Annotated in this window: 20 protein-coding genes and 1 pseudogene; 14 read left to right on the forward strand and 7 right to left on the reverse strand. The window is 59.9% G+C overall.

Annotation, left to right across the window (positions count from 1 at the left end):
• Window positions 1-18: 18 nt before the first annotated feature.
• On the reverse strand, window positions 19-237 hold the full coding sequence (locus tag RlegSU303_RS25795; protein ID WP_131718402.1) for an MbtH family protein: 219 nt from the start codon (window positions 235-237) through the stop codon (window positions 19-21).
• A gap of 205 nt (window positions 238-442) precedes the next feature.
• Between RlegSU303_RS25795 and RlegSU303_RS25800 the strand changes: the two genes are divergently transcribed.
• Genes RlegSU303_RS25800 through RlegSU303_RS25810 form a run of 3 tightly spaced genes read left to right on the forward strand, consistent with a single transcriptional unit; the run spans window position 443 to window position 4,048 of the window.
• Window positions 443-1,432, forward strand: a complete 990-nt coding sequence (locus tag RlegSU303_RS25800; RefSeq protein WP_131627194.1) for a GNAT family N-acetyltransferase — start codon at window positions 443-445, stop codon at window positions 1,430-1,432.
• Window positions 1,429-2,850, forward strand: a complete 1,422-nt coding sequence (locus RlegSU303_RS25805; RefSeq protein WP_131627192.1) for an MATE family efflux transporter — start codon at window positions 1,429-1,431, stop codon at window positions 2,848-2,850. The genes RlegSU303_RS25800 and RlegSU303_RS25805 overlap by 4 nt, the downstream gene beginning before the upstream one ends.
• A 10-nt stretch (window positions 2,851-2,860) precedes the next feature.
• The gene (locus RlegSU303_RS25810) at window positions 2,861-4,048 is read left to right on the forward strand and encodes a PLP-dependent transferase (RefSeq protein ID WP_131718401.1); all 1,188 of its coding nucleotides are present in this window, start codon (window positions 2,861-2,863) and stop codon (window positions 4,046-4,048) included.
• Here the strand turns inward: RlegSU303_RS25810 and RlegSU303_RS25815 are convergent.
• On the reverse strand, window positions 3,939-4,598 hold the full coding sequence (locus RlegSU303_RS25815; RefSeq protein ID WP_131627188.1) for a sigma-70 family RNA polymerase sigma factor: 660 nt from the start codon (window positions 4,596-4,598) through the stop codon (window positions 3,939-3,941). The genes RlegSU303_RS25810 and RlegSU303_RS25815 overlap by 110 nt on opposite strands.
• A gap of 163 nt (window positions 4,599-4,761) precedes the next feature.
• Between RlegSU303_RS25815 and RlegSU303_RS25820 the strand changes: the two genes are divergently transcribed.
• A complete protein-coding gene (locus RlegSU303_RS25820) occupies window positions 4,762-5,253 on the forward strand; it encodes a GNAT family N-acetyltransferase (protein ID WP_017957380.1) in 492 nt (163 codons plus the stop codon).
• 82 nt (window positions 5,254-5,335) lie between these two features.
• Here RlegSU303_RS25820 and fhuF read toward each other — a convergent pair whose 3' ends face one another.
• The 4 genes from fhuF to RlegSU303_RS25840 form a co-directional block, all read right to left on the reverse strand.
• The gene (fhuF, locus tag RlegSU303_RS25825) at window positions 5,336-6,118 is read right to left on the reverse strand and encodes a siderophore-iron reductase FhuF (RefSeq protein WP_131627186.1); all 783 of its coding nucleotides are present in this window, start codon (window positions 6,116-6,118) and stop codon (window positions 5,336-5,338) included.
• A 9-nt stretch (window positions 6,119-6,127) separates the two neighbouring features.
• Window positions 6,128-8,299, reverse strand: a complete 2,172-nt coding sequence (locus RlegSU303_RS25830; RefSeq protein WP_131627184.1) for a TonB-dependent siderophore receptor — start codon at window positions 8,297-8,299, stop codon at window positions 6,128-6,130.
• Between the two features lie 298 nt (window positions 8,300-8,597).
• Complete coding sequence (locus tag RlegSU303_RS25835; protein ID WP_017957377.1) at window positions 8,598-9,023, reverse strand: type II toxin-antitoxin system VapC family toxin; 426 nt, start codon at window positions 9,021-9,023, stop codon at window positions 8,598-8,600.
• Window positions 9,020-9,274 (reverse strand): FitA-like ribbon-helix-helix domain-containing protein, encoded by a 255-nt coding sequence (locus RlegSU303_RS25840; RefSeq protein WP_017957376.1) that lies wholly within the window; start codon window positions 9,272-9,274, stop codon window positions 9,020-9,022. The genes RlegSU303_RS25835 and RlegSU303_RS25840 overlap by 4 nt, the downstream gene beginning before the upstream one ends.
• Window positions 9,275-9,926: 652 nt before the next feature.
• Between RlegSU303_RS25840 and RlegSU303_RS25845 the strand changes: the two are divergent.
• The 9 genes and pseudogenes from RlegSU303_RS25845 (at window position 9,927) to RlegSU303_RS25885 (ending at window position 19,510) form a co-directional block, all read left to right on the forward strand.
• Window positions 9,927-11,212, forward strand: a pseudogene (locus RlegSU303_RS25845) (GGDEF domain-containing protein).
• 170 nt (window positions 11,213-11,382) lie between these two features.
• The gene (locus RlegSU303_RS25850) at window positions 11,383-12,126 is read left to right on the forward strand and encodes a FadR/GntR family transcriptional regulator (protein WP_094088036.1); all 744 of its coding nucleotides are present in this window, start codon (window positions 11,383-11,385) and stop codon (window positions 12,124-12,126) included.
• Complete coding sequence (locus RlegSU303_RS25855) at window positions 12,110-13,708, forward strand: ABC transporter substrate-binding protein (RefSeq protein ID WP_131627180.1); 1,599 nt, start codon at window positions 12,110-12,112, stop codon at window positions 13,706-13,708. The genes RlegSU303_RS25850 and RlegSU303_RS25855 overlap by 17 nt, the downstream gene beginning before the upstream one ends.
• 84 nt (window positions 13,709-13,792) lie before the next feature.
• Window positions 13,793-14,752 carry an ABC transporter permease gene (locus tag RlegSU303_RS25860; RefSeq protein WP_026158310.1) on the forward strand — a complete coding sequence of 320 codons (960 nt, stop codon included), beginning with the start codon at window positions 13,793-13,795 and terminating at the stop codon, window positions 14,750-14,752.
• A 2-nt stretch (window positions 14,753-14,754) separates the two neighbouring features.
• Window positions 14,755-15,633 (forward strand): ABC transporter permease, encoded by an 879-nt coding sequence (locus RlegSU303_RS25865; protein WP_131627178.1) that lies wholly within the window; start codon window positions 14,755-14,757, stop codon window positions 15,631-15,633.
• 18 nt (window positions 15,634-15,651) lie between these two features.
• Window positions 15,652-16,569 (forward strand): dihydrodipicolinate synthase family protein, encoded by a 918-nt coding sequence (locus tag RlegSU303_RS25870; RefSeq protein WP_131627176.1) that lies wholly within the window; start codon window positions 15,652-15,654, stop codon window positions 16,567-16,569.
• An 8-nt stretch (window positions 16,570-16,577) separates the two neighbouring features.
• The gene (locus RlegSU303_RS25875; RefSeq protein ID WP_131627174.1) at window positions 16,578-17,594 is read left to right on the forward strand and encodes an ABC transporter ATP-binding protein; all 1,017 of its coding nucleotides are present in this window, start codon (window positions 16,578-16,580) and stop codon (window positions 17,592-17,594) included.
• On the forward strand, window positions 17,595-18,548 hold the full coding sequence (locus RlegSU303_RS25880; RefSeq protein WP_131718400.1) for an ABC transporter ATP-binding protein: 954 nt from the start codon (window positions 17,595-17,597) through the stop codon (window positions 18,546-18,548).
• Window positions 18,549-18,574: 26 nt separating this feature from the next.
• Window positions 18,575-19,510 (forward strand): dihydrodipicolinate synthase family protein, encoded by a 936-nt coding sequence (locus RlegSU303_RS25885; protein ID WP_131627172.1) that lies wholly within the window; start codon window positions 18,575-18,577, stop codon window positions 19,508-19,510.
• A gap of 99 nt (window positions 19,511-19,609) precedes the next feature.
• On the opposite strand, the gene RlegSU303_RS25890 is transcribed toward RlegSU303_RS25885, so the two are convergent.
• A complete protein-coding gene (locus tag RlegSU303_RS25890; protein WP_017957366.1) occupies window positions 19,610-20,374 on the reverse strand; it encodes an IclR family transcriptional regulator in 765 nt (254 codons plus the stop codon).
• Between the two features lie 193 nt (window positions 20,375-20,567).
• Here RlegSU303_RS25890 and RlegSU303_RS25895 point away from each other — a divergent pair, with 193 nt between their 5' ends.
• Window positions 20,568-22,142, forward strand: coding sequence for an ABC transporter substrate-binding protein (locus RlegSU303_RS25895; protein WP_131718399.1), 1,575 nt, complete (start codon window positions 20,568-20,570; stop codon window positions 22,140-22,142).
• Window positions 22,143-22,178 lie beyond the last annotated feature (36 nt).

The raw sequence follows: 22,178 nt of genomic DNA on the forward strand, positions 1-22,178 counted from the left end.
CGTGCCATCCAGCCGTTTTCAGAGACGCGCATCGCCGGCGACTGCCGAGCGCAAAGAGAGGGGACGCGGATCCGCCCAGACGTCAGCGATATGCGCCAGGCATTGCTGGCGCGAACCGGCAAAACCCGCCGGCTCCCAGCCCAGGGGAATCCGCTTGTCTTGCGGCCAGACCGAGTAGCGACGCTCGGTGTCGATGACGGCGATCCAGAGATCGTCGTGAGGTTCAAGATTATCCATTCGCAGCTCCTGCGGTGATGATGGTCATGCGCAAGTGACGGATCCGGCAGGCTGCAGTTTAGAAAATTGATGAGAATTTTTTTCTTTGCTTACCCCTAAACCCAGCGGGAGATGGATCGTCATTCTACTAAATCGGCGCAAGAGCACGCTTCATGCTCGCGGTGCCAAAAGCCCGACCGGTCCTCGACCGGCCAAGGAGAACATCATGGATTTCGACGCCGTCAAACAGAGGCGCTCTCTGCAGTCGCGCAGCTACGTCAGCCTCGCCCCCAATCTCATCCACCTCAAGACCGCTTACGGCCACCACGAAGCCGCATTCGAGGTCGAGGCCGGCATCGCGTCGGTGACCTTCTACCATGGTGATCCGGTGCAATCGGCAGAGCTTCTCATGGCGGCGGCCGAAGCCGTGACGGCAGAAGATCGCTCGATCACCTCAGTCGTCTTCGAAGGGCATCAGGCAAGCCTTCCGCCGCATATTGCGGATGCAGGCGGAAGGCTCGATTCGGCGATCCTGTGGCAATGGCCATCGCTCTGGCTGCCGCAGCTGTCCTATCCGCTGCCGCCCGTGCAGGAGATGACCGCGGGCCGGTATCATCCGCGTCGACCCGCAAAGCCGAAGGGCACGGTCTACAGGCGTTTCATCCCCTGGCTGGAACGGGAAATCACCTTCACGGTGGCCGATCCGGAGACCGATCTTGCAGCATTTCATCGCTGGATGAACGACGAACAGGTCAACACGATCTGGGAGGATGCGGGTTCGATCGACAAGCACCGGGAGATCCTGGAAGAGAGGATCGCCGATCCGCATGTCCTGCCGCTGATCGGCAGTTTCGCCGACATCCCCTTCGGCTATTTCGAGGTCTACTGGGCCAAGGAGAACCGGCTCGGTCCCTTTTACGATGCCGACGACTATGATCGCGGATGGCATGTCGCGATCGGCGAGCCCGATTATCGCGGCAAGAAATGGATCAGCGCATGGCTTCCCTCGCTGATGCATTTCATCTTCCTCGACGATCCGCGCACGAAACGGATCGTCGGCGAGCCGCGCGCCAGTCACGAACAACAGATCCGCAACCTCGATCGTTCCGGTTTTGCCAAGGTCAAACATTTCGATTTTCCGCACAAGCGAGCGCTCCTGGTGATGCTCGGCCGCGAGCGTTTCTTCGGCGATCGTCTTTGGGTGCCTGCATCATGAACGATATGAGCGACGTCAGCGGCAGCTTCCGGAGACGGCAGCGTCTCGCACCGGAAGACCTTGCCAGTCCTGAGCTTCTCAGGCTGCTGCTTCGGCTCGGACTGCCGGCCATGTTCGGCCTGTCGATCAATGCCGCCCATCACACGATCAACATGATCTTCGTCGGGATGATCGGTGAAGACCAGATCGCGGCGATCATGATCGTCCTGCCGGTCCTCATGCTCATCGCTGCCTTCGGCGAGGGGATCGGCGTCGGTGTCGCAACGGAGGTCGGACGCACGCTCGGAGCCGGCAACCGATCCCGGGCCGGCGCCATTGCCTCGATCAGTCTTGCTGCCGGCGTCGTTTTCGGCGCGGCAAGTGCCATCGCAATCATCGCATTTCCAGATTTGCTGCTGTTCGGCGCCACACCTGCCCTTCAGCCGCTCGCACAACATTATCTGATGATCATTGCGGTCTCGGTGCCGCTGACGATGGCGCAGATCATTCTCGATTTCCTGGCGATCGCAGAGGGCAATGCCCGCTTCAGCATGTGGACGCTGGTCGCCTGCTTTGCGCTGAACATGATCCTCGACCCGATCATGATCTTTGGCTTCGGCCTCGGGCTGCAGGGCGTTGCAATCGCAACCATCCTGTCCCAACTGGTCGCGCTTTTCATCTACGGCGCCTACCACGCCAGGCGGCTTGGGACAGTTCGGCTGACGGTTGGCTGGCGGTGGGGAGATATCGGCTATCTCAGGCCTGTCCTTGCTGTGGGGGCACCGACGACGCTGACCAGTCTCGCAACCGCAGGCGCGATTGCGGCCGTGGTATCGCTCGCCGGCACCTATCACGGAGAAGCCGGCATCGCCGGCGTCGGGATTGCCTTGCGGCTGCTCGCTGTCGGAACCCTCCCCGTCGTAGGCATCTCACTCGGAGCCCAGTCGATCCTGAGCTTTGCCTGGGGTCGGGGCGATACAGCACGGATGCTGTCGGCAGCCCGCATCCTCACAGTGGTCACGACTGCCGTGAGTGGCGCCTATGGGCTGGCCGCGCTCGTTTTCTCCGAAGAACTTGCCTCGTTCTTCACCGACGATGCGGTGGTGATCGGGATCGCAGGGCAAGCGATCATCGCGACCCATCTTCCGCTTCTGCTGTTCGGTCTGCGGCAAACGGTGCTGATCCTCTTCCAGGCTCAGGGCAGACCGAAAGCGGCGGTTGCCATCGGTCTGGCGCAGAATGGCTATCTTCTCTTTCCGCTGCTTGCTCTTCTGCCGCCGTTCTTCGGCTTTTCAGGCTTGCTGGCAGCAATATTCCTGGCCTCTGCTTTGACCGGCCTGCTGTCGGCCGTCTGCCTGGCGAGGACGCTCAGCGCGCTCCGGCAGCGCTCTGCCGACCATCTGACCTCCATCCGTCCATATCCCAGCTTTTGTCCATGAGAGGATGACCATGAACCAGTCGATCAACCCGCACGATCTTGGCGCCGATGCGATCGCTGACGATCTCTTTACGCCTCTCGATCCGGCGGCATTCAACGCCGTGTCTCCGCCGATCTTCCAGACATCGCTCTTCACTTACGACAGTTACGAGGCGATGGAGGATGTCTTTGCCGGACGCACGCGCAACTACATCTATTCGCGCGGCGACAATCCGACGGTCCGCGAATTCGAACTGCTGGTCGCCCGCCTCGAGGGTGCCGAGGATGGACGTGCTTTCTCCAGCGGAACGGCTGCCATCACATCGACAATTCTCAGCCTTGTTGAGGCAGGCGACCGGGTCGTTGCGGTCCGCCATCTCTACAACGATGTCTACCGCCTTCTGGTGAAGCTGCTTGCCAGGCTCGGGGTCGCGGTGGATTTCGTCGATCCCGCCGACCACGACGAGGTCCGCAAGGCCTTGTCGGGCGCCAAGCTGCTCTACCTTGAAAACCCCACATCCTTCGTCTTCGAGCTGCAGGACATTGCGGCGTTGTCGGCCATGGCAAAGGAGGCCGGCGTCACCACCATCATCGACAATTCCTGGGCAACGCCGCTCTTTCAGAAACCGATCCAGCATGGCGTCGATATCGTCATTCACGCCGCCTCGAAATATCTCGGCGGTCACAGCGATACGGTCGCCGGCGTCGTCGTCGGCTCGAAAGAGGCCATCGCCAGGATCAATGCGACATCCTACCCCTATGTCGGTGCCAAACTGTCACCGTTCGAGGCCTGGCTGCTGCTGCGCGGCATGCGTACGCTGCGTGTTCGTCTCAAGGAGCATGAGCGCAGCGGGCTTTTGCTGGCCGGGCGGCTGAAGGAGCATTCCGCGATCGGACGCGTTCGTCACCCGGCGTTTCAGGAGCACCCCGGGCGGGCGACGTTAACGGGTTATGCCGGGCTGTTTGCCTTCGACCTCAATCCCGATATCGATGTCGCACGGTTTGTGAATAGCCTTCGCGACATCCGCCTCGGTGTCAGTTGGGGGGGACCAGAAACGCTGGTGGTCCCCGCCAAGGTCGCGCTGCAGATCCCCGACCGGATGACTTCCTTCATCCGGTTCGGCGTGAGCGAGCAGACGGTTCGTTTCGCCGTTGGCCTGGAAGAGCCGGAACTGCTGTGGAGCGATTTGCAGCAGGCGCTGCACGCAGCGAAACGGTAGGCTCCTGTCGGTGCGCATGATCGGGGCGGAAGGCAGGTTCGGCGATCGCCAGATGGCAATGTTCCTCTGCCGCCTTGATCATGAAGTTGACGAGGGTCCTTGAGACGCCGAGTTCGGCTGCAATATCCTTCTGCGGCACGCCGTTGAGGCGATGGCGAATGAAGGCATCGTTGGTTCGCTTCGGCAGCGCCTCGAGCGAGGCAAGCACATTGCGCAGGGTCTCGGCAGCGACGAGCTGGTCGAGCACGGTGGGGATGGGAGCCGTGATCTCCTGAATCTGGTCTATCGACCTATGGTTGTTCATCTTCTGGCGTCGCCGGCGGCTCTCATCGAGTGCGAGATTGTAGACCATCCGGAAGGCGTAGCCGATCGGGCAACGAATGTCGTCGGTCTTGACCCCATAGGCTTTAATGACTCCATCTTGAAAGATATCCTCGGAATATGACTTTGATTTGACAACGCTTTCAATCGTTTTAAGGAGCTTGTCCTTGTTTTCGATCATGGCGTTGACCACGGCATTTCCGTTCACATCACGATGCAATGCTTGCATTGTCCTGTACCCTTTTTACAAATGGAAAGTCAGGCTCTGTCGTTGCTGGCCGGTTCGGTCTCGGGCTCCTTTTTTGAGCTGAAGTACACGATTTGATTGCAGTGTCTATTTTAAGGTGATAACAGGAGTCAAGTTTAAATCGACCGATCGGAGGCGAGAAAAAATGGGAAAAACAATTGAGATCCTGACCGGCAAGGCAGAGCTCTGCCGATCGATCATGGGGGCTTTGCCGGACTGGTTTTCAGAACATGAGGTCATCGAAGCGAGCGCCCAGGCGATCGAAGACCTGCCGGTGTTCGGCTATGTCGAAGCGGATGTCGTGACCGCGTTGATGGCCTTGAAGCCGCACCCGCCCGGCGCCGTCGAGATCGCGCTGATTGCGACACGACCCGAACATCACGGTCGCGGCGCCGGACGCCATCTCATCGATGCGGCCGAACGTTTCGGACATGAATCGGGTGCCCGGCTGCTGACGGTCAAGACGCTCGCCCCGCGCGGCCTCGACGAACCCCAGTTCGAGGCGACGCGGCGCTTCTATGACCGGAACGGCTTTGTGCGGGCGGAGATCTTTGCAAAGCTCTGGCACGAGGACCATCCATGCCTGTTCATGGTCAAGCCACTCGCCGGTGCTCAGGCAGGCGAGACAGCGCTTTGAGACGACGGGACTTTCTGCTTGGCGCGCATTGGCAATAACTGGCGCGCAGGGCACCGTCTCTGCGCGCGGTGGACGATAGGAGCTAGTGGCGCCCCTCCGGCAGCGGGCAGGCTTCGCCGCAGCCGCCGACGCCCGGCAGGTTATAACGCAGGCAGCAGACTTTCCGGCGCACGAATTCGAGCCCGCATTGCTGGCGCGCAATGCGGATCATGCCGAACATCGGGTTGCGCCCGCCGCCCGGCCATTGAGCTTCTTCCAGCAGCGCCAGGCCGCCTTCGACGAGGACGGGCTCATGGCGATGAGCGATCTCTTTCAGAATCCAAGAGAGATAGGCCGCGACATTGTTCCAGAGAAGCTTCGGCGCAACGCCGGCGTTGACGGCGATCGCCGCGATGACGGGCTCGGCATGACCGAGCATCAGCCGGTGAAGCTCGCCGGCCGGGTCACTCGTCACCTCGGGCCTGCCGGACATCATGAATGCTTCCGGTTCGCCTGTCTGCTCGTTGCAGACGAGCGAAAGCCGGTCGATCCCCAGCGGCAGCCCGACGCGATGCACGAACATATGGACGCTGGGTGCGATCGTCAGCATGCTGAAATAGTAGAGCGTCCACATGGAGACGATCGCGCGGCGATCGCTGCCTGGAAATTTTTGCGCATATCGGCCAATGATCTCGTCGAAGATCGCCCGGTCGCAAAGATCCCTGCAGGAAACGACGATACCCGTCTGCGGGAGAGAGCTGAGCAGCTTGCCGCGGCAATAGGAGAACGGGCCGTCGCCCACCAGACCGTCGAGGTCGACGGCCTGGTGGGCGACAGGATAGTCAGCGATCAAGGTCGGGCGCTGAAACGCTCCGTTTGTCTCCATTGCCGTGCCTTACCACCGGTATTTCAGGGTGCCGGTCATGTTGCGGCCCTGGCCGAGGTAGCAGAAGCCTTCGTTGCAGACAGTGTCGCGTTCGTCGGCAATGTTGCGGATATTGAAGGCGGCCGTCAGGCCCTCATATTTCTTGTCGACCGCGCCGAAATCATAAGCGGCGGATGCATCGATGTAGAAGCTTGAGGGATTCTTCGACGTATTGGCTGTATCTGTCCAATTCTCGCTGACATAACGGACACCTGCGCCGACCGACAGGCCATGGAAGGGGTTGGTTTCTTGGAACGTGTAGTTGGCCCAGAGGCTTGCGACATGCGAGGGTGTCAAGGCTGGCGTATTGCCCTCGTTTACACCGCCTCCCGTCACTTCAGAATGGTTGTAGGTATAGGCCGCGATAAGATCCCAGCCATCGGCTACCGCCGCGCGGGCTTCAAGTTCGATGCCCTTCCCGGTCACTTCACCGATCGATCCATAGGCAAACAGCAGCGGATCGACCAGCACCGGCTTGTTCTTTTCGACGATGTGATACGCGACGGCCGACAGGAGGATGTCGGAGCCCGGCGGCTGGTATTTCACACCGACCTCGTACTGTTCACCCTCTGTCGGCGCCAGGATCTTGCCGGATTGCGACCGATTGTTCACTGGATCGAAAGAGGTGGCATAGGAGACGAAGGGAGCAATACCGTTGTCGAAGAGGTAGAGTGCACCGGCTTGCCAGGAGAAAGCATTCTTGTCGACCTCCTCCGAGCTGACCGAGGGCAAGGTCGCATCTCGCGTCTGGTTCACCCAGGTCTGTCGGCCGCCTAGGTTGAAACGCCAGTTTCCGATCTCCATCTGGTCCATGGCGTAGATGCCGACCTGCCGCATATCGGCCTCTGAAGCCAAGATATTATAGTCCGGCGTAGCGCCCGAGACGCCATAGGTCGGATTGGCGATATCGAAGTCGAACGCCGGATCGGCGGCTCCGGCGCCATAGCCAAAGCTCGACTGGAGATTGGTGTAGTCGAGCCCGAACAGCATCGTATGGGCAAGCGGGCCCGTATCGAATTTCGCCTCGAGCTGATTGTCGACCTGGAAAAGGTTCATTTCGTCCCGGATCGCATTCGTGCCGCGATGCGCGACGGTCCCGCTCCAGCCGGTAACACCGAGATAGCGAGCCTCCAGATCGAGATGCGAGTAACGCAGGTTCTGCCGGAAGGTCAGGCCGTTGTCGAATTCGTGCTCGAACTGATAGCCGATCTGCTGTTGCTTTACCTTCTGGTAGTCGTAGTCGGGATCGCTCGCCCTGAGTTCGTGGATCCTGCCGTCCAAGGAGATCGCGCTGACGTTGGAGTCGGTTTCGTCCGATTGCGCCAGACCGTACACTGTGAAGGTCGTGCCTTCGTCAGGCCTCCAGGTAAAGGACGGCGCCAGGAAATAGCGGTCGTCGGCAATATCGAAATTGGTGTCACCGCGGCGGGCGAGGCCGACGATACGATAGAGAAAATCGTCGTTGCCCTCACTGATCGGCCCGCCGAAGTCGAACATCCCCTGCAGCCGATCTTCAGTGCCGTAGGAAATGCCGACTTCGCGGATCGGCTCCTCGGTCGGAAGCTTCGATACCTTGTTGACGAGGCCGCCCGGCGATCCCGCACCGTAGAGAACGGAAACCGGCCCCTTGATCACCTCGACGCGCTGCAGTTGATATGGATCGGTGCGGAACATCCCGTAATTGATATAGGGTTGGCGCAGGCTGTCACGAAAGTCTCCGACCGTGGTGACGTTGAAGCCGCGGATGTAAATCTGGTCGAAACGCGGATCGAAGCCGTTCGGGCCCGTCGTCACGCCGGCCGAGTAGCGCACGGCCTCGATGATGCTCTGGGCGCCACGCTGCTCGATTTCCTTCTCGGTTGTGACCGAGATCGAACGCGGCGTTTCCACGAGCGGCGTGCTGATCTTGGTTGCGCCGGCGCTGTTTTTAGCTGTCACCGACGTCCGGTCGGTCTTGCTATCAGAGGCTGCACCTTGAATGACGATCGGTTCCAGCGCAGTCGCGTTGGCATCTGCGGAAGCGGTCTGGGCGAAGGCCGGCGGCACCGCAACGCCAATCAGGAGGATCGCTGTCGTGGCAAATAGCGTCTCTCTGTAAATTATTGATAGATTATTAGAAACGTTCAAAAAAACATGCGCCATTGCTTGGTCCCTACGTCACGGATGCGGGCGGAACCTATGGAGCGAAATTCGCCTTGTCAACATAAGATGATTATTTTAGTCACCTTTTAATCCATAAATTCCCGCACCCACATTCTCGAAGAGGTTGCACGTAGCATCGAGGCCTCGTAGCGTTCTGTGCCAGGTGAAATGCCCAACGCAGGCGGTTCTGTCGTGCGAGGAAGGGTCTAACTGCGGACCGAGACGACCGTCATTCTGCCAGTCTTGATGGGTCGAGCTGGCGATTGCGGCTCCGCAATCATCTGACGCTTTGTCGCTGCTATGTTGGTGCGTACCACGGGTTGATAACGTTAAGTCCTGCGGCTTCGAAGGGACTAGTGTCGCGGGTGGCGACAATAAATCCGTTCGCCGCGGCAGTTGCGGCGATATAGGCATCTGCTTTACCGATTGCCCGACCTGCTACGCGTGCTCGCGCCATCAATTCCGAATAGCTCTGTGACGCAGCCATGTCGAAGGATAGAACGCGCCCTGAAAATAGAGGCAGAACTTCCTGTTCTAGTCGATCGTAGAGGACGGTCTTTCGTCTTCCGCTAGGCATCGCGGCAATGCCGAACCGTAACTCAGCTACTGTAATCGCCGACACGAACAGCGTTTCCACTGCTTGGGCATCGATCCACGCCAGTACCTGATTATCGGGTGTGGGCTTCCATGGCTCCGAGATGACGTTGGTATCGATCAGGATCATTCGAAACTCATAGGTTCCGCAGGCGCTTTGTCTCGGACGAGCTGCAGATTATCCACGTCGTTGTTGGAAAGCCCTGCCTCGCGCCCGATCGATGCTAGCAACGAGCCCAACATGACGCGCTCAGCTGGCCGTACCGCCGTTTCAAGGATGTCACGGATTTCTGCTTCTGTACTGCGGCCGTGATGAGCTGCCCTCACTCTTAAGGCACGATGTGTCTCGTCAGACAAATTGCGTATTGTAACTGCAGCCATCGATTGCACTCCCTTAACACTGATGGTTATGCTATCAATATATGGAGTGCGATATCACCTGGCAACTCTCGCGTGGTTTGGAATGGCGCTTTTGGAACTGCGACAAATTGCAGCCGTCATCCACCATCCATTTGCCGCTGAAGTGGCTCGCCGGATAGGTCGGCCGCCGGGTTAAACCCTATCGCGCTCGGTTGAGCAACTGCCACTCCCACTCCCATTACAGGCGCCGGTCAATGAGGCCCGTATTGTCCGGTCATAGATGCCGATGTCAGCGATGGGAGTGAGCAGCCATCGAGATGCACCACAACGCAGCGCAGACGGTCAAGATCCTGCTCAACGAGGGCGGCTGGCTGGAAATCAGGTCACGGCGTGAGCGGCCGTCATTCGGAAACCAGACGTCAAGTCGAGCGCTTGCTATCCCGCTCTGACCGAAGGGCAAATCACGCATCGGTCTACCGACTGAAAGGTGATCGCCGTGACAGGGTTCGAACCGTGAATTTGGGCTGTTACGCGTGAGACTTTGGCCCAATATGATACGGTAACGACATACTGTTGTCCCCTGGTACAAAATCATTAGGGCAAGCATATCGTCTTTCGGGGCGGAATTCGCGGCTCGTCTTGCCTCCCGTCGTCTGCTCCCTAGATCCGGCACATGGATACCGAGCGAACCACAGCTCCTATCAAATCGGTAAGGGCGTCTTCGCGGAAACCTCTCCAGAGGTTGAGCCCGGCCATCGTAGAGCAAGTCGAGCGCCTGCTCGGTGGACGCACGCGTGATATTAGTCTCAATGGGGAGCTGGCTCAGCTTTTTCGCGAACGCTCCTTTCCGCGGACCGCCAAGATCATCCGCGCGTGGATGGTTTGGGTTATCGTGCTCGACGTCCTGGCGTTAGGCCTCAATGCGATCTTGCTTCCGACCGAAACGGTCATGTCGATGCTTTGGCCAGCGTCTATCCTTCCCCCAGCGGCTCTTGTCGCCGCAATAGCCTTCCTGCGGCCGCACGCTTTGTGGGTGCAGGGAGTTTTCATCCTCTCGGCTGTTTTTCTCATCCTCCTGTCCGTAGCCTTGGTGGGCGTTAACACCGGTGGAGAGTTTTACGAGCGGCATTTGACCATCATGCTTTTTGTGGCCGTCACGGCCATTATCATATTTCCGATTCCACTCAGCTGGGCGATGACGATCGGAGCTGCCGCCCTCGCTATCTACCTTGTGTTTCAACTGCGCAATCCAGACATTGAAGCGGGGAGTGCTCTGGCCGGGACGCTGTTTTTCGCAAGCGGTGTGGCTGCAACCGTCGTCGCTCGACGCACCGCCACCATCTTGCTCAGAAGACCTTCTTGCTCGAGTTACGAGATCGGAGTCGCCTCGCGGAGCTTACCGACGCCAACTCGCAGCTGGAGCTGCTGGCACGGACGGACCCGCTGACGGGCGTCGCCAACCGGCGTTCGATGATGGAAACGCTAAATCACTTCTGGAACGAGGACCTTAAACGCACGAGCGGCGCGGCGATGCTGATGTGCGATGTCGACGACTTCAAGCATCTCAACGATAATCTCGGACATGCCGAAGGCGACCGCTGCCTGGTAAAAGTTGCCGGCATCATTCAGAGCAGCATGAGAGACGAGCGGGACCAGGTCGCCCGATACGGGGGCGAAGAGTTTCTTGTCTTTCTTCCTGGCTCTGATGAACAAGAGGCCGGGTTGGTCGCTGAGAGAATTCGCAGCCGAGTAGAAGCTGCGTCTCTTCCAAATCCTAACTCCCGCGTCGGTCCCTGGGTCACTGTCAGCATCGGACTAGCGATATCGAGGCAAAAGGGTGAACTCGTGTCAGCAGAGCACATGCAGCGACAAGCGGATGCGGCCCTCTACCTTGCCAAAAAGACCGGCCGCAACCGGGTGGTAGTCCACTCTCCAGAGGTCGATCAACGCCTCCAATGAAGTAGTTCCAGCAAAATATGCTGTTCCTGTTGTCCTTCTGGTGCCCAAAAACGACCGCCTTAAACCGGCGTCGAGCCGGTTCAGCCGTCTAAGCATGCCTATTTGACAGATATCCTACAAGTCGATATGTAACATCCATCTAATCGACGATGCGGGAAAGTGACCGGGGCATGACATTGAAATCGATGAAGCCGCTGACGCGCGCGCCGCTGTTGCATGTCTCCGTGCAGGAAAGTCTGCGCGCCTATATCGATGACAATGGTCTTGCGCCCGGAACCCTGCTTCCGGCGGAAGGAGAGCTCGCCACCCAGCTCTGTGTCAGCCGCAATTCGCTGAGGGAAGGCATCAAGGCGTTGGAATCGCTCGGCGTGCTGGAGACGCGGCGCGGCGTCGGCATCTTCGTGAAGGCCTTTTCCTTCGAGCCGCTTCTCGACAACCTCGCTTACGGCCTCGGCGGTGCCCTGCGGCAGATCGAGGAGGTCCTCGAAATCCGGCGTACGCTGGAAGTGGGATTGATCGGCAAGACGATCGACGTGATCGGCGAGGAGGACATCGCCGAGCTGCGCGCCACCGTCAATCGGATGCGCGCCCATGCCGAGCGGGGCGAAACCTTTGCGGAAGACGACCAGCTGTTCCATCGACTGCTGTTTCGCTGCCAGGACAATGAAACGCTGGTGCGGCTGATCGATGTCTTCTGGCTCGCCTTCTACAAGGCATCGGATTTCGTCAATCTTGAAAATGCCGATCCGATGGCGACGTGGCGCGACCATGCCGCGATCGTCGATGCGATCGAGGCAAAAGATCTGGAGGAGGCGCGCAGACGCCTGGATCGTCACTACGAAGGCATTGCCCGGGTGATTGCCAACAACAAGACAAGTTCAAACGTGGGAGGAACACATGAAAAGACTGTCTAGATTATCCGTCATTGCGCTTGGCGCCCTGCTGTCGACGGCTGCCGTTCCGGCTCTTGTCGTTTCGGGCGTTGCAGCTGAGGCCCAGGCAGCCACGCTGTCGGGCGGCTTCGATGTCGGCCCCGGAGGCTTCCAGGGCAACTTCAACCCGCTCGCCGCGACCGCCGGCTTCACCTGGCTCAGCGTCTATTACGAACCGCTTATCATCTATGACGAGAAGCTGCAGAAGGTCGTCGGCGCGCTGGCAAGCTCCTATGAGGTCAGCCCGGACCAGATGACCTACACGTTCAAGCTGGCAGACGCCAAATGGCATGACGGCAAACCGTTCACCGCCAAGGACGCAAAGTTCACCATGGGCCTTGCGATGGATGCGAAAACAGGCTCGGTGCTCGCTGCCCGGTTAAAGGGCATATCGTCGGTCGAGACACCGGACGATCACACTGTTGTCATCAAGCTCAGCGCCCCCAGCAGCAGTTTTCCCGACACGATGACCAAGGTGATGATGCTGCCCGAGCATGCGCTCTCCTCGATTCCGGCCGACCAACTGGCGAAGAACACCTGGTGGTCCACGGCCCCGATTGGCACCGGTCCGTTCAAATTCACCAAATACGTCTCGGATCAATATGTCGAACTTGCCGCAAACACCGATTATCGCGATGGCAAACCCGCACTGGAACGCGTCATCAATCGCTATTTCGCCAACCCGGCCGCAGCGATCGCGGCGCTGAGATCCGGCGAAATCCAGTTCACCTATGTCGATTCCAACGACGTGCCGACCTTCAAGGACAACAAGGACTTTAAGGTCATCGAAGGCAACTCTTTCGTCGTCAACTATCTCGGCTTCAACCACGATTCCCCGCTCTGGAAGGACGTACGCGTCCGCCAGGCGGTAATGTACGCGGTCAATCGCGATGCCATCATCCAGAGCCTCTATGGCGGCGCGGCCAAGCCTGCCAATTGCGCCTATGTCGCCGAACAGCTGATACCCCCTGATATCGACAGCTATGCCTATGATCCCGAGAAGGCCAAGCAACTGCTGACGGAAGCCGGCTGGGACCAGATCAATGGCGGCAAGCCGATCACCCTTCTGACCTATTACACCACGCCGCTTGCGACCAACGTGCTTGCAGCAGTCCAGGCGATGCTTGCCCAGGTCGGCATCAACATCGTCCCGCGCGCTGTCGATGCCCCGACCTATAACAGCATCGTGCTCAATGCGACGCCGGATATTGCCCAGTTCCAGCTGGTTTACGCCGGGTTGCAGAATGGGCCGGATGCCGGAAGCATCAATGTCGGCCTCAACGAGAAGCAGATCCCTCCCGCCGGACCGAATGTCGCCAGGGTTCGCATGCCTGACCTCACTAAGGCGCTCGATAGTGCCTTGGCCGAGCCTGATAGCGCCAAGCGGGATGCCGCCTACCAGGACGTCTGCAAGGTGATGAATACCAACCTGCCCTGGGCGACGCTCTGGGTGGCAAACCGCTACGGCATCGTCTCGACCAAGGTGAAGGATTTCGTCTGGACGCCGGCGCCGGGCGGCGGCCCCTACCAGGCCAATCCGCAGAAATGGTCGATCGCCGAATAGGCGTTTTCCGGGAAAGCCTCGAGGGTGGCCTCGGCCACCCTGACAAGACGGCCTGACAAGACAGCCCGATAAGACGGATTGCCGATGCTCCAATACAGTCTCAGACGCCTGATCATAGGAATAGGCATGCTCGTCGCCCTGAGCATGCTGATCTTCCTGCTGCTGCGCCTGACACCCGGCGATCCGATCGATGCCTATATCGATCCGAACCTGCCGATGTCGCCGTCAGACCTTGCCGATCTGCGCCGAAGCCTCGGCCTCGATCAGCCCTTGCCCGTGCAGTATCTGGGCTGGCTGCAGCAGGCGCTGACCGGCAATCTCGGCTATTCGATCAAGCGTCTCGATCAGCCGGTTCTGGGTTTAGTGCTGTCACGGATCGGCCCGACAGTGCTCTTGATGGGCACCGCACTTGCCTTCGCCATCGTCGCCGGCATCACCTTCGGGGTGATCGGCGCCGTCCGACGCAATTCGCTTGCCGATCTCTCCTTGTCGGTGGTTGCGCTTGCCGGCATTTCGAGCCCGGCCTTCCTCAGCGCGCTGATCGGCCTTTATATTTTCTCCGTTCGCCTGCACTGGATGCCATCCGGCGGCATGCTGACGCCGGGCGAGGAATTCTCGGTGGGCGATCTCCTCCACCATCTGATCCTGCCGGCGGCACTTCTGTCTGTCGCGCAAGCCGCATTGATCATGCGTTACATGCGCGCTTCGCTGCTCGAAGTCCTGAACCAGGATTACGTGCGCACGGCCCGCGCCAAGGGCGTTCGCGAGTTCTGGGTCATCACCAAGCATGCCTTGCGCAACGCGCTTCTTCCGATCGTGACGCTGATCGGCTCCACCATCGGGCTTGCGATCGGCGGCGCCATCTTCATCGAGAGCGTCTTCAACTGGCCGGGCATGGGGCTTTTGCTCGTCGATGCCGTGCAGACCCGCGACTACCCCGTCATCATGGGGGCGACGCTCGTCATCGGCGCGTGCGTTATCGTCGTCAATCTTCTGACCGATATCACCTATGCGGTCGTCGACCCGCGAATCAAGGTGGGCTGACCATGCTGGCACGCTCTTCCGAACGCCGGAGCCCCGGTCCACTTGCCCGCGCCTTCAGCCGGTTTCTGCTCAATCGCGCAGCCGTTGCCGGCGTCTGCATTGCCATTCCGATGCTGCTGCTGATCCTCTCCTATCCGCTATGGTGGGCTTTCCGGCCGAACGACATCGATCTTCTGGCCATGAATAGCGGCCCGACGGCAACGCACTGGTTCGGAGCCGATGGTGTCGGCCGCGACGTCTTCGCCCGTGTGCTCGAGGGCGGCCGGATATCACTGCTGGTCGCCGTCGCATCAACCGCGCTCTCTGCGGTCATCGGGTTTCTTTTCGGGGCAATCTCGGCGCTTGCAGGACGTTGGACGGACACCGTCTCGATGCGCTTCGTCGATCTGGTGATGACCCTGCCGCCCGTCATCTTCCTGCTTGTGCTCGCCTCGATTGCCGGCACCGGCATCTGGCCGACGGTGCTGGTCATCTCGCTGCTCTCTTGGCCGCTGCTTGCGCGCATGATCCGCTCGCGGCTGCTGGAATTGCGTGAACGCGACTTCGTCCTGGCCGCCCGCGGCATGGGCGCCGGCATCGGACATCTGCTCTTTCGCCACGGCCTGCCGAACTCGATCGATATCCTCGTGGTCTATGCAACGCTGCAGATCGCCAATGCCATCCTGCTCGAGGCGGGGCTGTCCTTTCTCGGTCTCGGCATCGCCCCGCCGGCGGCAAGCTGGGGCAACATGCTGAACGCGGCCCGCTCAACCGCCGTGCTCGAACAATATCCGTGGCAATGGCTCTTCCCCGGCGCCGCGCTGATCCTTGCCGTCCTGGCGATCAACTTCATTGGCGATGGCCTCAGAGATGCCTTCGACCCGCGTGCCGAACTGAACTGACAATCGAAAGAAGCGAAAATGACCAAATTCAAGGGTGTCGTCCCTCCCGTCGTAACACCGCTCAATCCGGATCTCTCCGTCGATTACCCATCCTATACACGCGTGCTCGAGCATCTGATGGATGCCGGCTGCCATGGCGTATTCGTGCTCGGCTCGACGAGCGAGGTGATCTTCCATGACGAAAAGACCCGGCGGGAAATCATCGAACATTCGGCCAAGGTGGTGAATGGCCGCGTGCCGCTGATTGTCGGCGTCATCGATCCGACCACGGATCGCGTCATCACCCATGCGAAGGTCGCAAAGGCCGCCGGCGCCGATGCGATCGTGGTGACGGCCCCATTCTATACGGTCACCAGCCAGTCCGAGATCCTCGATCACTTCCGTTATATCCGCGACGCGGTGGATGTTCCGCTGGTCGCCTACGACATTCCTGTCTGCGTTCACGTCAAGCTGCAGCGCCAGACCGTGGTCACGCTCGCCAGGGAAGGCGCCATTATCGGCCTCAAGGATTCCAGCGGCGACGACGGCAATTTCCGCTATGCACTCCTCGATCTTGCCGAACACAAGGACGTCTTCCTGATGACCGGCTCCGAGATCGTCGTCGACACCGCCCTGCTGATGGGCGCCCATGGCGTCGTTCCCGGCATCGCCAATGTCGATCCACACGGCTATGTCCGGCTTTGGGATGCTGCCCAGCGCGGCGACTGGGTCGCCGCGAAGAAGGAACAGGAGCGTCTCTGCCGCCTGTTCGAAATCGTCTGGGTCGCGCAGGGCCGTGTCAGCGGCGGCGCAGCCGGCATCGGCGCCTTCAAGACCGCCATGCGCAGCCTCGGCATCATCGATTCCGCCGTCATGCCGCGACCGCGTGCCTCCCTCAACGAAGCCGAAACCGCGCGGATCGATGAGATCCTGCGTGCAACCGGCCTGCTGAACTGAGCCAGCTGATGGAACAGACCGCCGAACCCGTACTCGACATCAGGGGATTGCGAACGATCTTCCGCATCCGCGGCGGCGAGATCACGGCGGTCAACAATATCGACCTGACCGTTGCCGCCGGCGAGACGCTTGCGCTCGTGGGCGAATCCGGCTCCGGCAAGTCGGTCACCAGCCTATCGGTCATGCGGCTGCTCACCCGCAACATCGGCGTGATCGCTGCAGGCAGCATCCGCCTTGCGACGGGCAACGGCGTGGTCCTCGATCTCGTCGCCCTCGACGACGAGAGCATGCGCAGGATCAGGGGCGATGACATCGGCATGATATTCCAGGAGCCGATGTCGAGCCTCAATCCCGTCTTCACCATCGGAGACCAGATTGGCGAGCCGATCCGCATCCACCGTGGTGCGGACCGCAAGGCGGCGATGAACGCAGCCGTCGCGCTGCTTGAAAGCGTCGGCATACCGGACGCTCGACGCCGCGCCGGCCAATATCCGCACGAACTCTCGGGCGGCATGCGCCAGCGCGCGACGATCGCCATGGCGCTCGCCTGCGATCCGGCGCTGCTGATCGCCGACGAGCCGACAACGGCGCTCGACGTGACGATCCAGGCGCAGATTCTCGACCTGCTCCTCAAACTGCAGCGCGAGCGCGGCATGGCCATGCTCTTTGTCACCCACAATCTCGGCGTCGTCGCCGAAATCGCCCATCGCGTCGCTGTGATGTATGCTGGCCGGATCGTCGAAGAAGGGCCGGTCGGCGAGGTTTTCCGCAATCCCAAGCACCCCTACACGATGGGCCTTCTTGCCTCCATGCCGCGCCTTGGCGATGCGGCGCGGATGAAGTTGGCGGGCGAAAAGCTCGCGGCCATTCCCGGCATGGTCCCGAGCCTGATGAACATGCCGAGCGGCTGCGCCTTTTCCCCGCGCTGCAAATTCGCGATCGATGCCTGTCGCGCTGCCGTTCCCGCGCTCGAACAGGTCAATCCGCAGCACCGAAGCCGCTGCATCAGATGGCAGGAGATCTAGATGAGCGCACCGCTGCTCTCCGTCCGCGACCTTTCGAAACATTATACCTCCCGTGGCACGCGGCTGAACATTCTTGAAGGGATCTCCTTCGATATCGGCAAGGGTGAAGTCGTCGGGCTTGTCGGCGAATCCGGCAGCGGAAAGACCACGATCGGGCGTTCCGTCCTTCGCCTCGTCGAACCGTCGTCAGGCAGCGTCCGTTTCGACGGCACAGAACTCACAGCGCTGTCCGCCTCCGCGCTCAGACGGCAACGGCCGCGCATGCAGTATATTTTCCAGGACCCCTTCGCCAGTCTGTCGCCGCGCATGACGATCGGCGAGATCCTGACGGAAGGCCTGAAGATACAGGGGATCGGCACCGCCCGTGACAGGCTCGAACGGGCACGGTCCTCCTTGGCAAAGGTCGACCTGCCCGCCGATGCGATCAATCGATATGCCCATGAATTTTCCGGTGGCCAGCGCCAGCGCATCGGGATTGCCCGTGCGTTGACCTTATCGCCGGAATTCATCGTCGCCGACGAGCCGGTCTCAGCGCTCGACGTGTCGATCCAGGCGCAAGTGATCAACCTGCTGCGCGACCTGCAGCAGCAGCTTGGCCTGACCATGCTGTTCATCTCGCATGACCTGGCCGTCGTCGAATATATCTGCGACCGGGTGATCGTGCTCTATCTCGGCCGCATTATGGAAATCGCGCCGAGTGCAGATCTCTATGCGAGACCGCAGCATCCCTATACGCGCGCGCTTCTGTCGGCGATTCCGTCGCCCGATCCGGATGCCCGCCGCAACAGGCAGATCCTGAAAGGCGATATTCCAAGTCCGGCCAATCCGCCGAGCGGATGTGTTTTTCGCACGCGCTGTCCGAGCGCGCTCGAGGCCTGTGCTGGCGCCGTTCCGCAATTGCGGGAAATCGCTCCCGGCCACTTCAAGGCCTGCATCCGCGACGACCTCAACTGATCCGTCATCCATCGGAGAAACAAGAGATGAATGCGAAGACGCCGCGTCCTGCCATCGGCGGAAATTGGGCGAGCCTGCTTCTGCCGATCGCAGCCGATGACAGCATCGAATTCGACAAGCTTGGTGAAGAGATCGACATCCTCATCGATGCCGGCGTCGATGGTATCTATTCGAACGGCACTGCCGGCGAATTCCACAATCAGACGGAGGCGGAGTTTGACAGCATCCAGGCAATGCTGGCCGAACGCTGCAAGGCATCTTCAACGCCATTCGTCATCGGCGCCTGCCAGCCCGACCCGCTGATCATGCTCAATCGCGTCCGCCGCGCCGCCGCGCTCGATCCCCGCGCCATTCAGGTCATATTGCCCGACTGGTGGCCGCTCAACGATGCCGAAGCGGTCGACTTCCTGAAACGAGCGGCCGAGACTGCCGACGGCATTCCGCTCATCCTCTATAATCCGCCGCATGCAAAACGCGTGCTGGCACCAAGGGAGCTCGGCATGGTCTGCGCAGCAGTCCCTGAGGTGATCGGCATCAAGCTCGCCGATGGCGACGCCTCCTGGTATGCCGAGGCACGCCGGCATCTGTCCGGGCTTTCGCTCTTCGTCCCCGGCCATCATCTCGCAACCGGCACCAAGGAAGGTGTGGCAGCAGGCTCCTTTTCCAATGTCGCCTGCCTTAGTCCCCGCGGCGCTCAGACCTGGACGGTCTCGATGCGAAACGAGATCGACGCGGCACTCGATCTGGAGCGACGCATCTGCACGTTTATGGACGCGCATATCGTCCCCTTTCGCCAGGAATTTGGCTATTCGAACGCCGCTCTCGACAAACTTTTGAGTGCGATCGGCAATTGGGGACCCGTAGGCACCCGTTTGCGATTTCCCTATCGCTCGATAGATATGGCGGAAGCGGTCAGGTTGCGACGCATTGCACGCTCCGAACTCCCCGATCTTTTCCCCTAGCTCAAAGAGCGGGCTTGGCACGAAACAACCTGCGTTGGCTCGCCTTGATGGGCGTCGAACCGAAGAGACAAGGTCCGATATGGCGCAGAACGAAAAGCTCTACCATCCCAGCCGGGCCGATATCTTGCTGGAGGCCTCCTTCAGCAGAACGATGAAGCGGTCGACGTCGCTTTTTTGCGTGCGGAAGGCCGGGGCGCCGACATTCACCGCGGCGATCACGGATCCGTCGAATGCCAAAACCGGCACTGAGACGGATACGAGTTGCTCGCTCACTTCACCATAACTCACACAAAATCCCTGGCGGCGGATTTTATCCAATTCAGCAACCAGCTTGCCACGATCCGTGATCGTGCGCTTGGTCAGCCGCGGCAAAGTCTCGGGGATCATTTGCGCCTGCACCTGGGGGTGGAGATAGGCGAGAAGCACCTTGTACGAGCCGGCCGTGAGCGGCCGCCTTCGACCGATCATCGCCTGAACCCGCAAGTCGCGCATCGGTTCGAACTTTGCAATGCACAGGGATTCGCCATTGTCGATGATCCTGAGCTGGGTCGTTTCGTTCGCCTTCTGGCCGACTTCTTCAAGAATAGGATTGGCTATTCGCACCAGATCAACCTGTGTCGAGGCAGCGGTCCCGAGAATGATCGCAGTCGTCCCCAGCCGGTAAGTGCCCGTATCGCTCTTCCGCACTAGGCCACGCCGTTCCAGTGTGCGTAACATGCGCAAAATTCTCGGCTTGGTTTCCCCGAGGTTCTGCGCCACCTCGGTCAGTCTGATATCCGGATTTTTGGCGACATTCAGCAATACGTCGATGCAGACATCAACAGATTGCACAATATCGCTTTTTGATGGTTGTCTTTTGTCCATGGGACCAGAATTTTCTCCGCGACAAAGGCTGAAGGATTGGCATAGTTTCAAGTTACGCCTATCGTAACGCGCTTGTTTTCCGTTTGACAGCCCCCTTGAGGCCCCCTTACCAATTTGTGTCAAGAGTGGACGGGAACCCGCTCGTACCGACCAAGCAAGGTCGGCCCAAAAACGCTAAACCGGGATGGAAGAAATGGCCGCAAAAATATTGACGCGGGCAGCGATCGGGCTGCTCGGAACGATCGCTATTCCTGCAATGGTCGCCGCACAGGAAACCCCGCTGACGATCGGGATGTCGACGACGCCGACGACGCTGGATCCCCATGAAGACAGTTCGGCGCCAAACAATGCGACCTCGCGCCATATCTGGGACAGCCTCATAAACCTCACGGGAACGTCGGCAAATGCGCCGGAACTCGCCACCGAATGGAAGGTCGTCGACCCGACCCACTGGGAATTCAAGCTGCGGAAGGGCGTGAAATTCCATGACGGCAGCGAGTTCAACGCCGATGACGTCATCGCTTCGCTTCTGCGTGCCCGCGACAAGCCCAGCCAGAGCTTTGCTTCTTACACCCGCAATATTGTCAATGTCACCGCCACGGATCCCTATACCATCGTCGTCGAGACCAAGGTTCCGGATCCGATCCTGCTGAATTCCGTCAGCCGAATTCGCATTATCAGCGCCGATTGCAAGGAGGCGCCGGTCCAGGATTTCGACAACGGCAAGTGTGCAGTCGGAACCGGGGCATATTCCTTCGTCTCCTATTCGCCAGGCAGCAACCTGACCTTGAAGCGCAATGACGGCTATTTCGCTGGCCCCTCGCACTGGTCGAACGTCACGCTCCGCTTCCTGCCCGATGACGGCGCCCGCCTGGCATCGCTTCTTTCCAACGAGATCGACATTGTCGAAACCCTTCCTGCCGATGGAATGGCGCGCGTGGAAGCGAGCGATAATCTGCAAGTCATCAACGGCCTGTCTTCCCGCTTCGTTTATCTTGGCCTCGATGTCAGCCGCGATGTTTCGCCTTTCGTGAAGGCTGCGGATGGTTCCGATCTCGACAGGAACCCGCTCAAGGATGAACGGGTGCGTCGCGCAATGCTGATGTCGATCAACCGGCCGGCAATCGTCGACCGCGTCATGCAGAAGAACGGCACGGTGGCCGATCAATTCGTCACCCAAGGCTATGCGGGCTATTCCGAAAAAGTCGAGAAGGTGGGTTATGATCCCGCCGCCGCCAAGGCGCTTCTGGCCGAGGCCGGTTATCCGGATGGCTTCAGCCTGACCCTGCACGGTCCCTCTGGCCGTTACGTCAAGGATGCCGAAGTTCTGCAGGCGGTCGGCCAGATGTTCACGCGCATCGGGATCAAATCGAAAGTCGAGGTCCTGCCCTGGTCGATGTATTCGGAAGCCTATTCAAAGGGCACGTACAGCACCTATTTCGGCTCCTGGGGTGTGAACACCGGCGAAACCACCAATCCGACTGTCGCGCTCGTCGCGACGCGCGACGAGAAAAAGGGGACCGGCAGATATAACGGCGGCGGCGTGTCCGATCCGAAGATCGACGAGGTACTGGCCAAGGCGAGTTCGACACTCGATGAAGCTGCACGCGCGCCCCTTCTCGAGGAGCTGTCGACCGAGACGTTCAACAACCTCTGGCTCCTCCCAATGCATTACGAAAACGTCGTGCTGGGTGCAAAGAAGACCGTGTCCTACACCCCGCGCGGCGACAAATATACGCTCGCTTATGACGTGAAGCCGGCGGACTAATGCATCTCGTCCAAAAGCGTGCAGCGGTTTTGGGAC

Origin of the sequence: Rhizobium sp. SU303 (genome assembly GCF_021052345.1) — a bacterium.
GTDB classification, from domain to species: Bacteria; Pseudomonadota; Alphaproteobacteria; order Rhizobiales; family Rhizobiaceae; genus Rhizobium; species Rhizobium laguerreae.

What these genes read in the sequence shown, in the direction of transcription:
- RlegSU303_RS25795 (WP_131718402.1), bottom strand. Translation starts at nt 237, where the DNA reads ATGGATAATCTTGAACCTCACGACGATCTCTGGATCGCCGTCATCGAC.
- RlegSU303_RS25800 (WP_131627194.1), top strand. Translation starts at nt 443, where the DNA reads ATGGATTTCGACGCCGTCAAACAGAGGCGCTCTCTGCAGTCGCGCAGC.
- RlegSU303_RS25805 (WP_131627192.1), top strand. Translation starts at nt 1,429, where the DNA reads ATGAACGATATGAGCGACGTCAGCGGCAGCTTCCGGAGACGGCAGCGT.
- RlegSU303_RS25810 (WP_131718401.1), top strand. Translation starts at nt 2,861, where the DNA reads ATGAACCAGTCGATCAACCCGCACGATCTTGGCGCCGATGCGATCGCT.
- RlegSU303_RS25815 (WP_131627188.1), bottom strand. Translation starts at nt 4,598, where the DNA reads ATGCAAGCATTGCATCGTGATGTGAACGGAAATGCCGTGGTCAACGCC.
- RlegSU303_RS25820 (WP_017957380.1), top strand. Translation starts at nt 4,762, where the DNA reads ATGGGAAAAACAATTGAGATCCTGACCGGCAAGGCAGAGCTCTGCCGA.
- fhuF (WP_131627186.1), bottom strand. Translation starts at nt 6,118, where the DNA reads ATGGAGACAAACGGAGCGTTTCAGCGCCCGACCTTGATCGCTGACTAT.
- RlegSU303_RS25830 (WP_131627184.1), bottom strand. Translation starts at nt 8,299, where the DNA reads ATGGCGCATGTTTTTTTGAACGTTTCTAATAATCTATCAATAATTTAC.
- RlegSU303_RS25835 (WP_017957377.1), bottom strand. Translation starts at nt 9,023, where the DNA reads ATGATCCTGATCGATACCAACGTCATCTCGGAGCCATGGAAGCCCACA.
- RlegSU303_RS25840 (WP_017957376.1), bottom strand. Translation starts at nt 9,274, where the DNA reads ATGGCTGCAGTTACAATACGCAATTTGTCTGACGAGACACATCGTGCC.
- RlegSU303_RS25850 (WP_094088036.1), top strand. Translation starts at nt 11,383, where the DNA reads ATGACATTGAAATCGATGAAGCCGCTGACGCGCGCGCCGCTGTTGCAT.
- RlegSU303_RS25855 (WP_131627180.1), top strand. Translation starts at nt 12,110, where the DNA reads ATGAAAAGACTGTCTAGATTATCCGTCATTGCGCTTGGCGCCCTGCTG.
- RlegSU303_RS25860 (WP_026158310.1), top strand. Translation starts at nt 13,793, where the DNA reads ATGCTCCAATACAGTCTCAGACGCCTGATCATAGGAATAGGCATGCTC.
- RlegSU303_RS25865 (WP_131627178.1), top strand. Translation starts at nt 14,755, where the DNA reads ATGCTGGCACGCTCTTCCGAACGCCGGAGCCCCGGTCCACTTGCCCGC.
- RlegSU303_RS25870 (WP_131627176.1), top strand. Translation starts at nt 15,652, where the DNA reads ATGACCAAATTCAAGGGTGTCGTCCCTCCCGTCGTAACACCGCTCAAT.
- RlegSU303_RS25875 (WP_131627174.1), top strand. Translation starts at nt 16,578, where the DNA reads ATGGAACAGACCGCCGAACCCGTACTCGACATCAGGGGATTGCGAACG.
- RlegSU303_RS25880 (WP_131718400.1), top strand. Translation starts at nt 17,595, where the DNA reads ATGAGCGCACCGCTGCTCTCCGTCCGCGACCTTTCGAAACATTATACC.
- RlegSU303_RS25885 (WP_131627172.1), top strand. Translation starts at nt 18,575, where the DNA reads ATGAATGCGAAGACGCCGCGTCCTGCCATCGGCGGAAATTGGGCGAGC.
- RlegSU303_RS25890 (WP_017957366.1), bottom strand. Translation starts at nt 20,374, where the DNA reads ATGGACAAAAGACAACCATCAAAAAGCGATATTGTGCAATCTGTTGAT.
- RlegSU303_RS25895 (WP_131718399.1), top strand. Translation starts at nt 20,568, where the DNA reads ATGGCCGCAAAAATATTGACGCGGGCAGCGATCGGGCTGCTCGGAACG.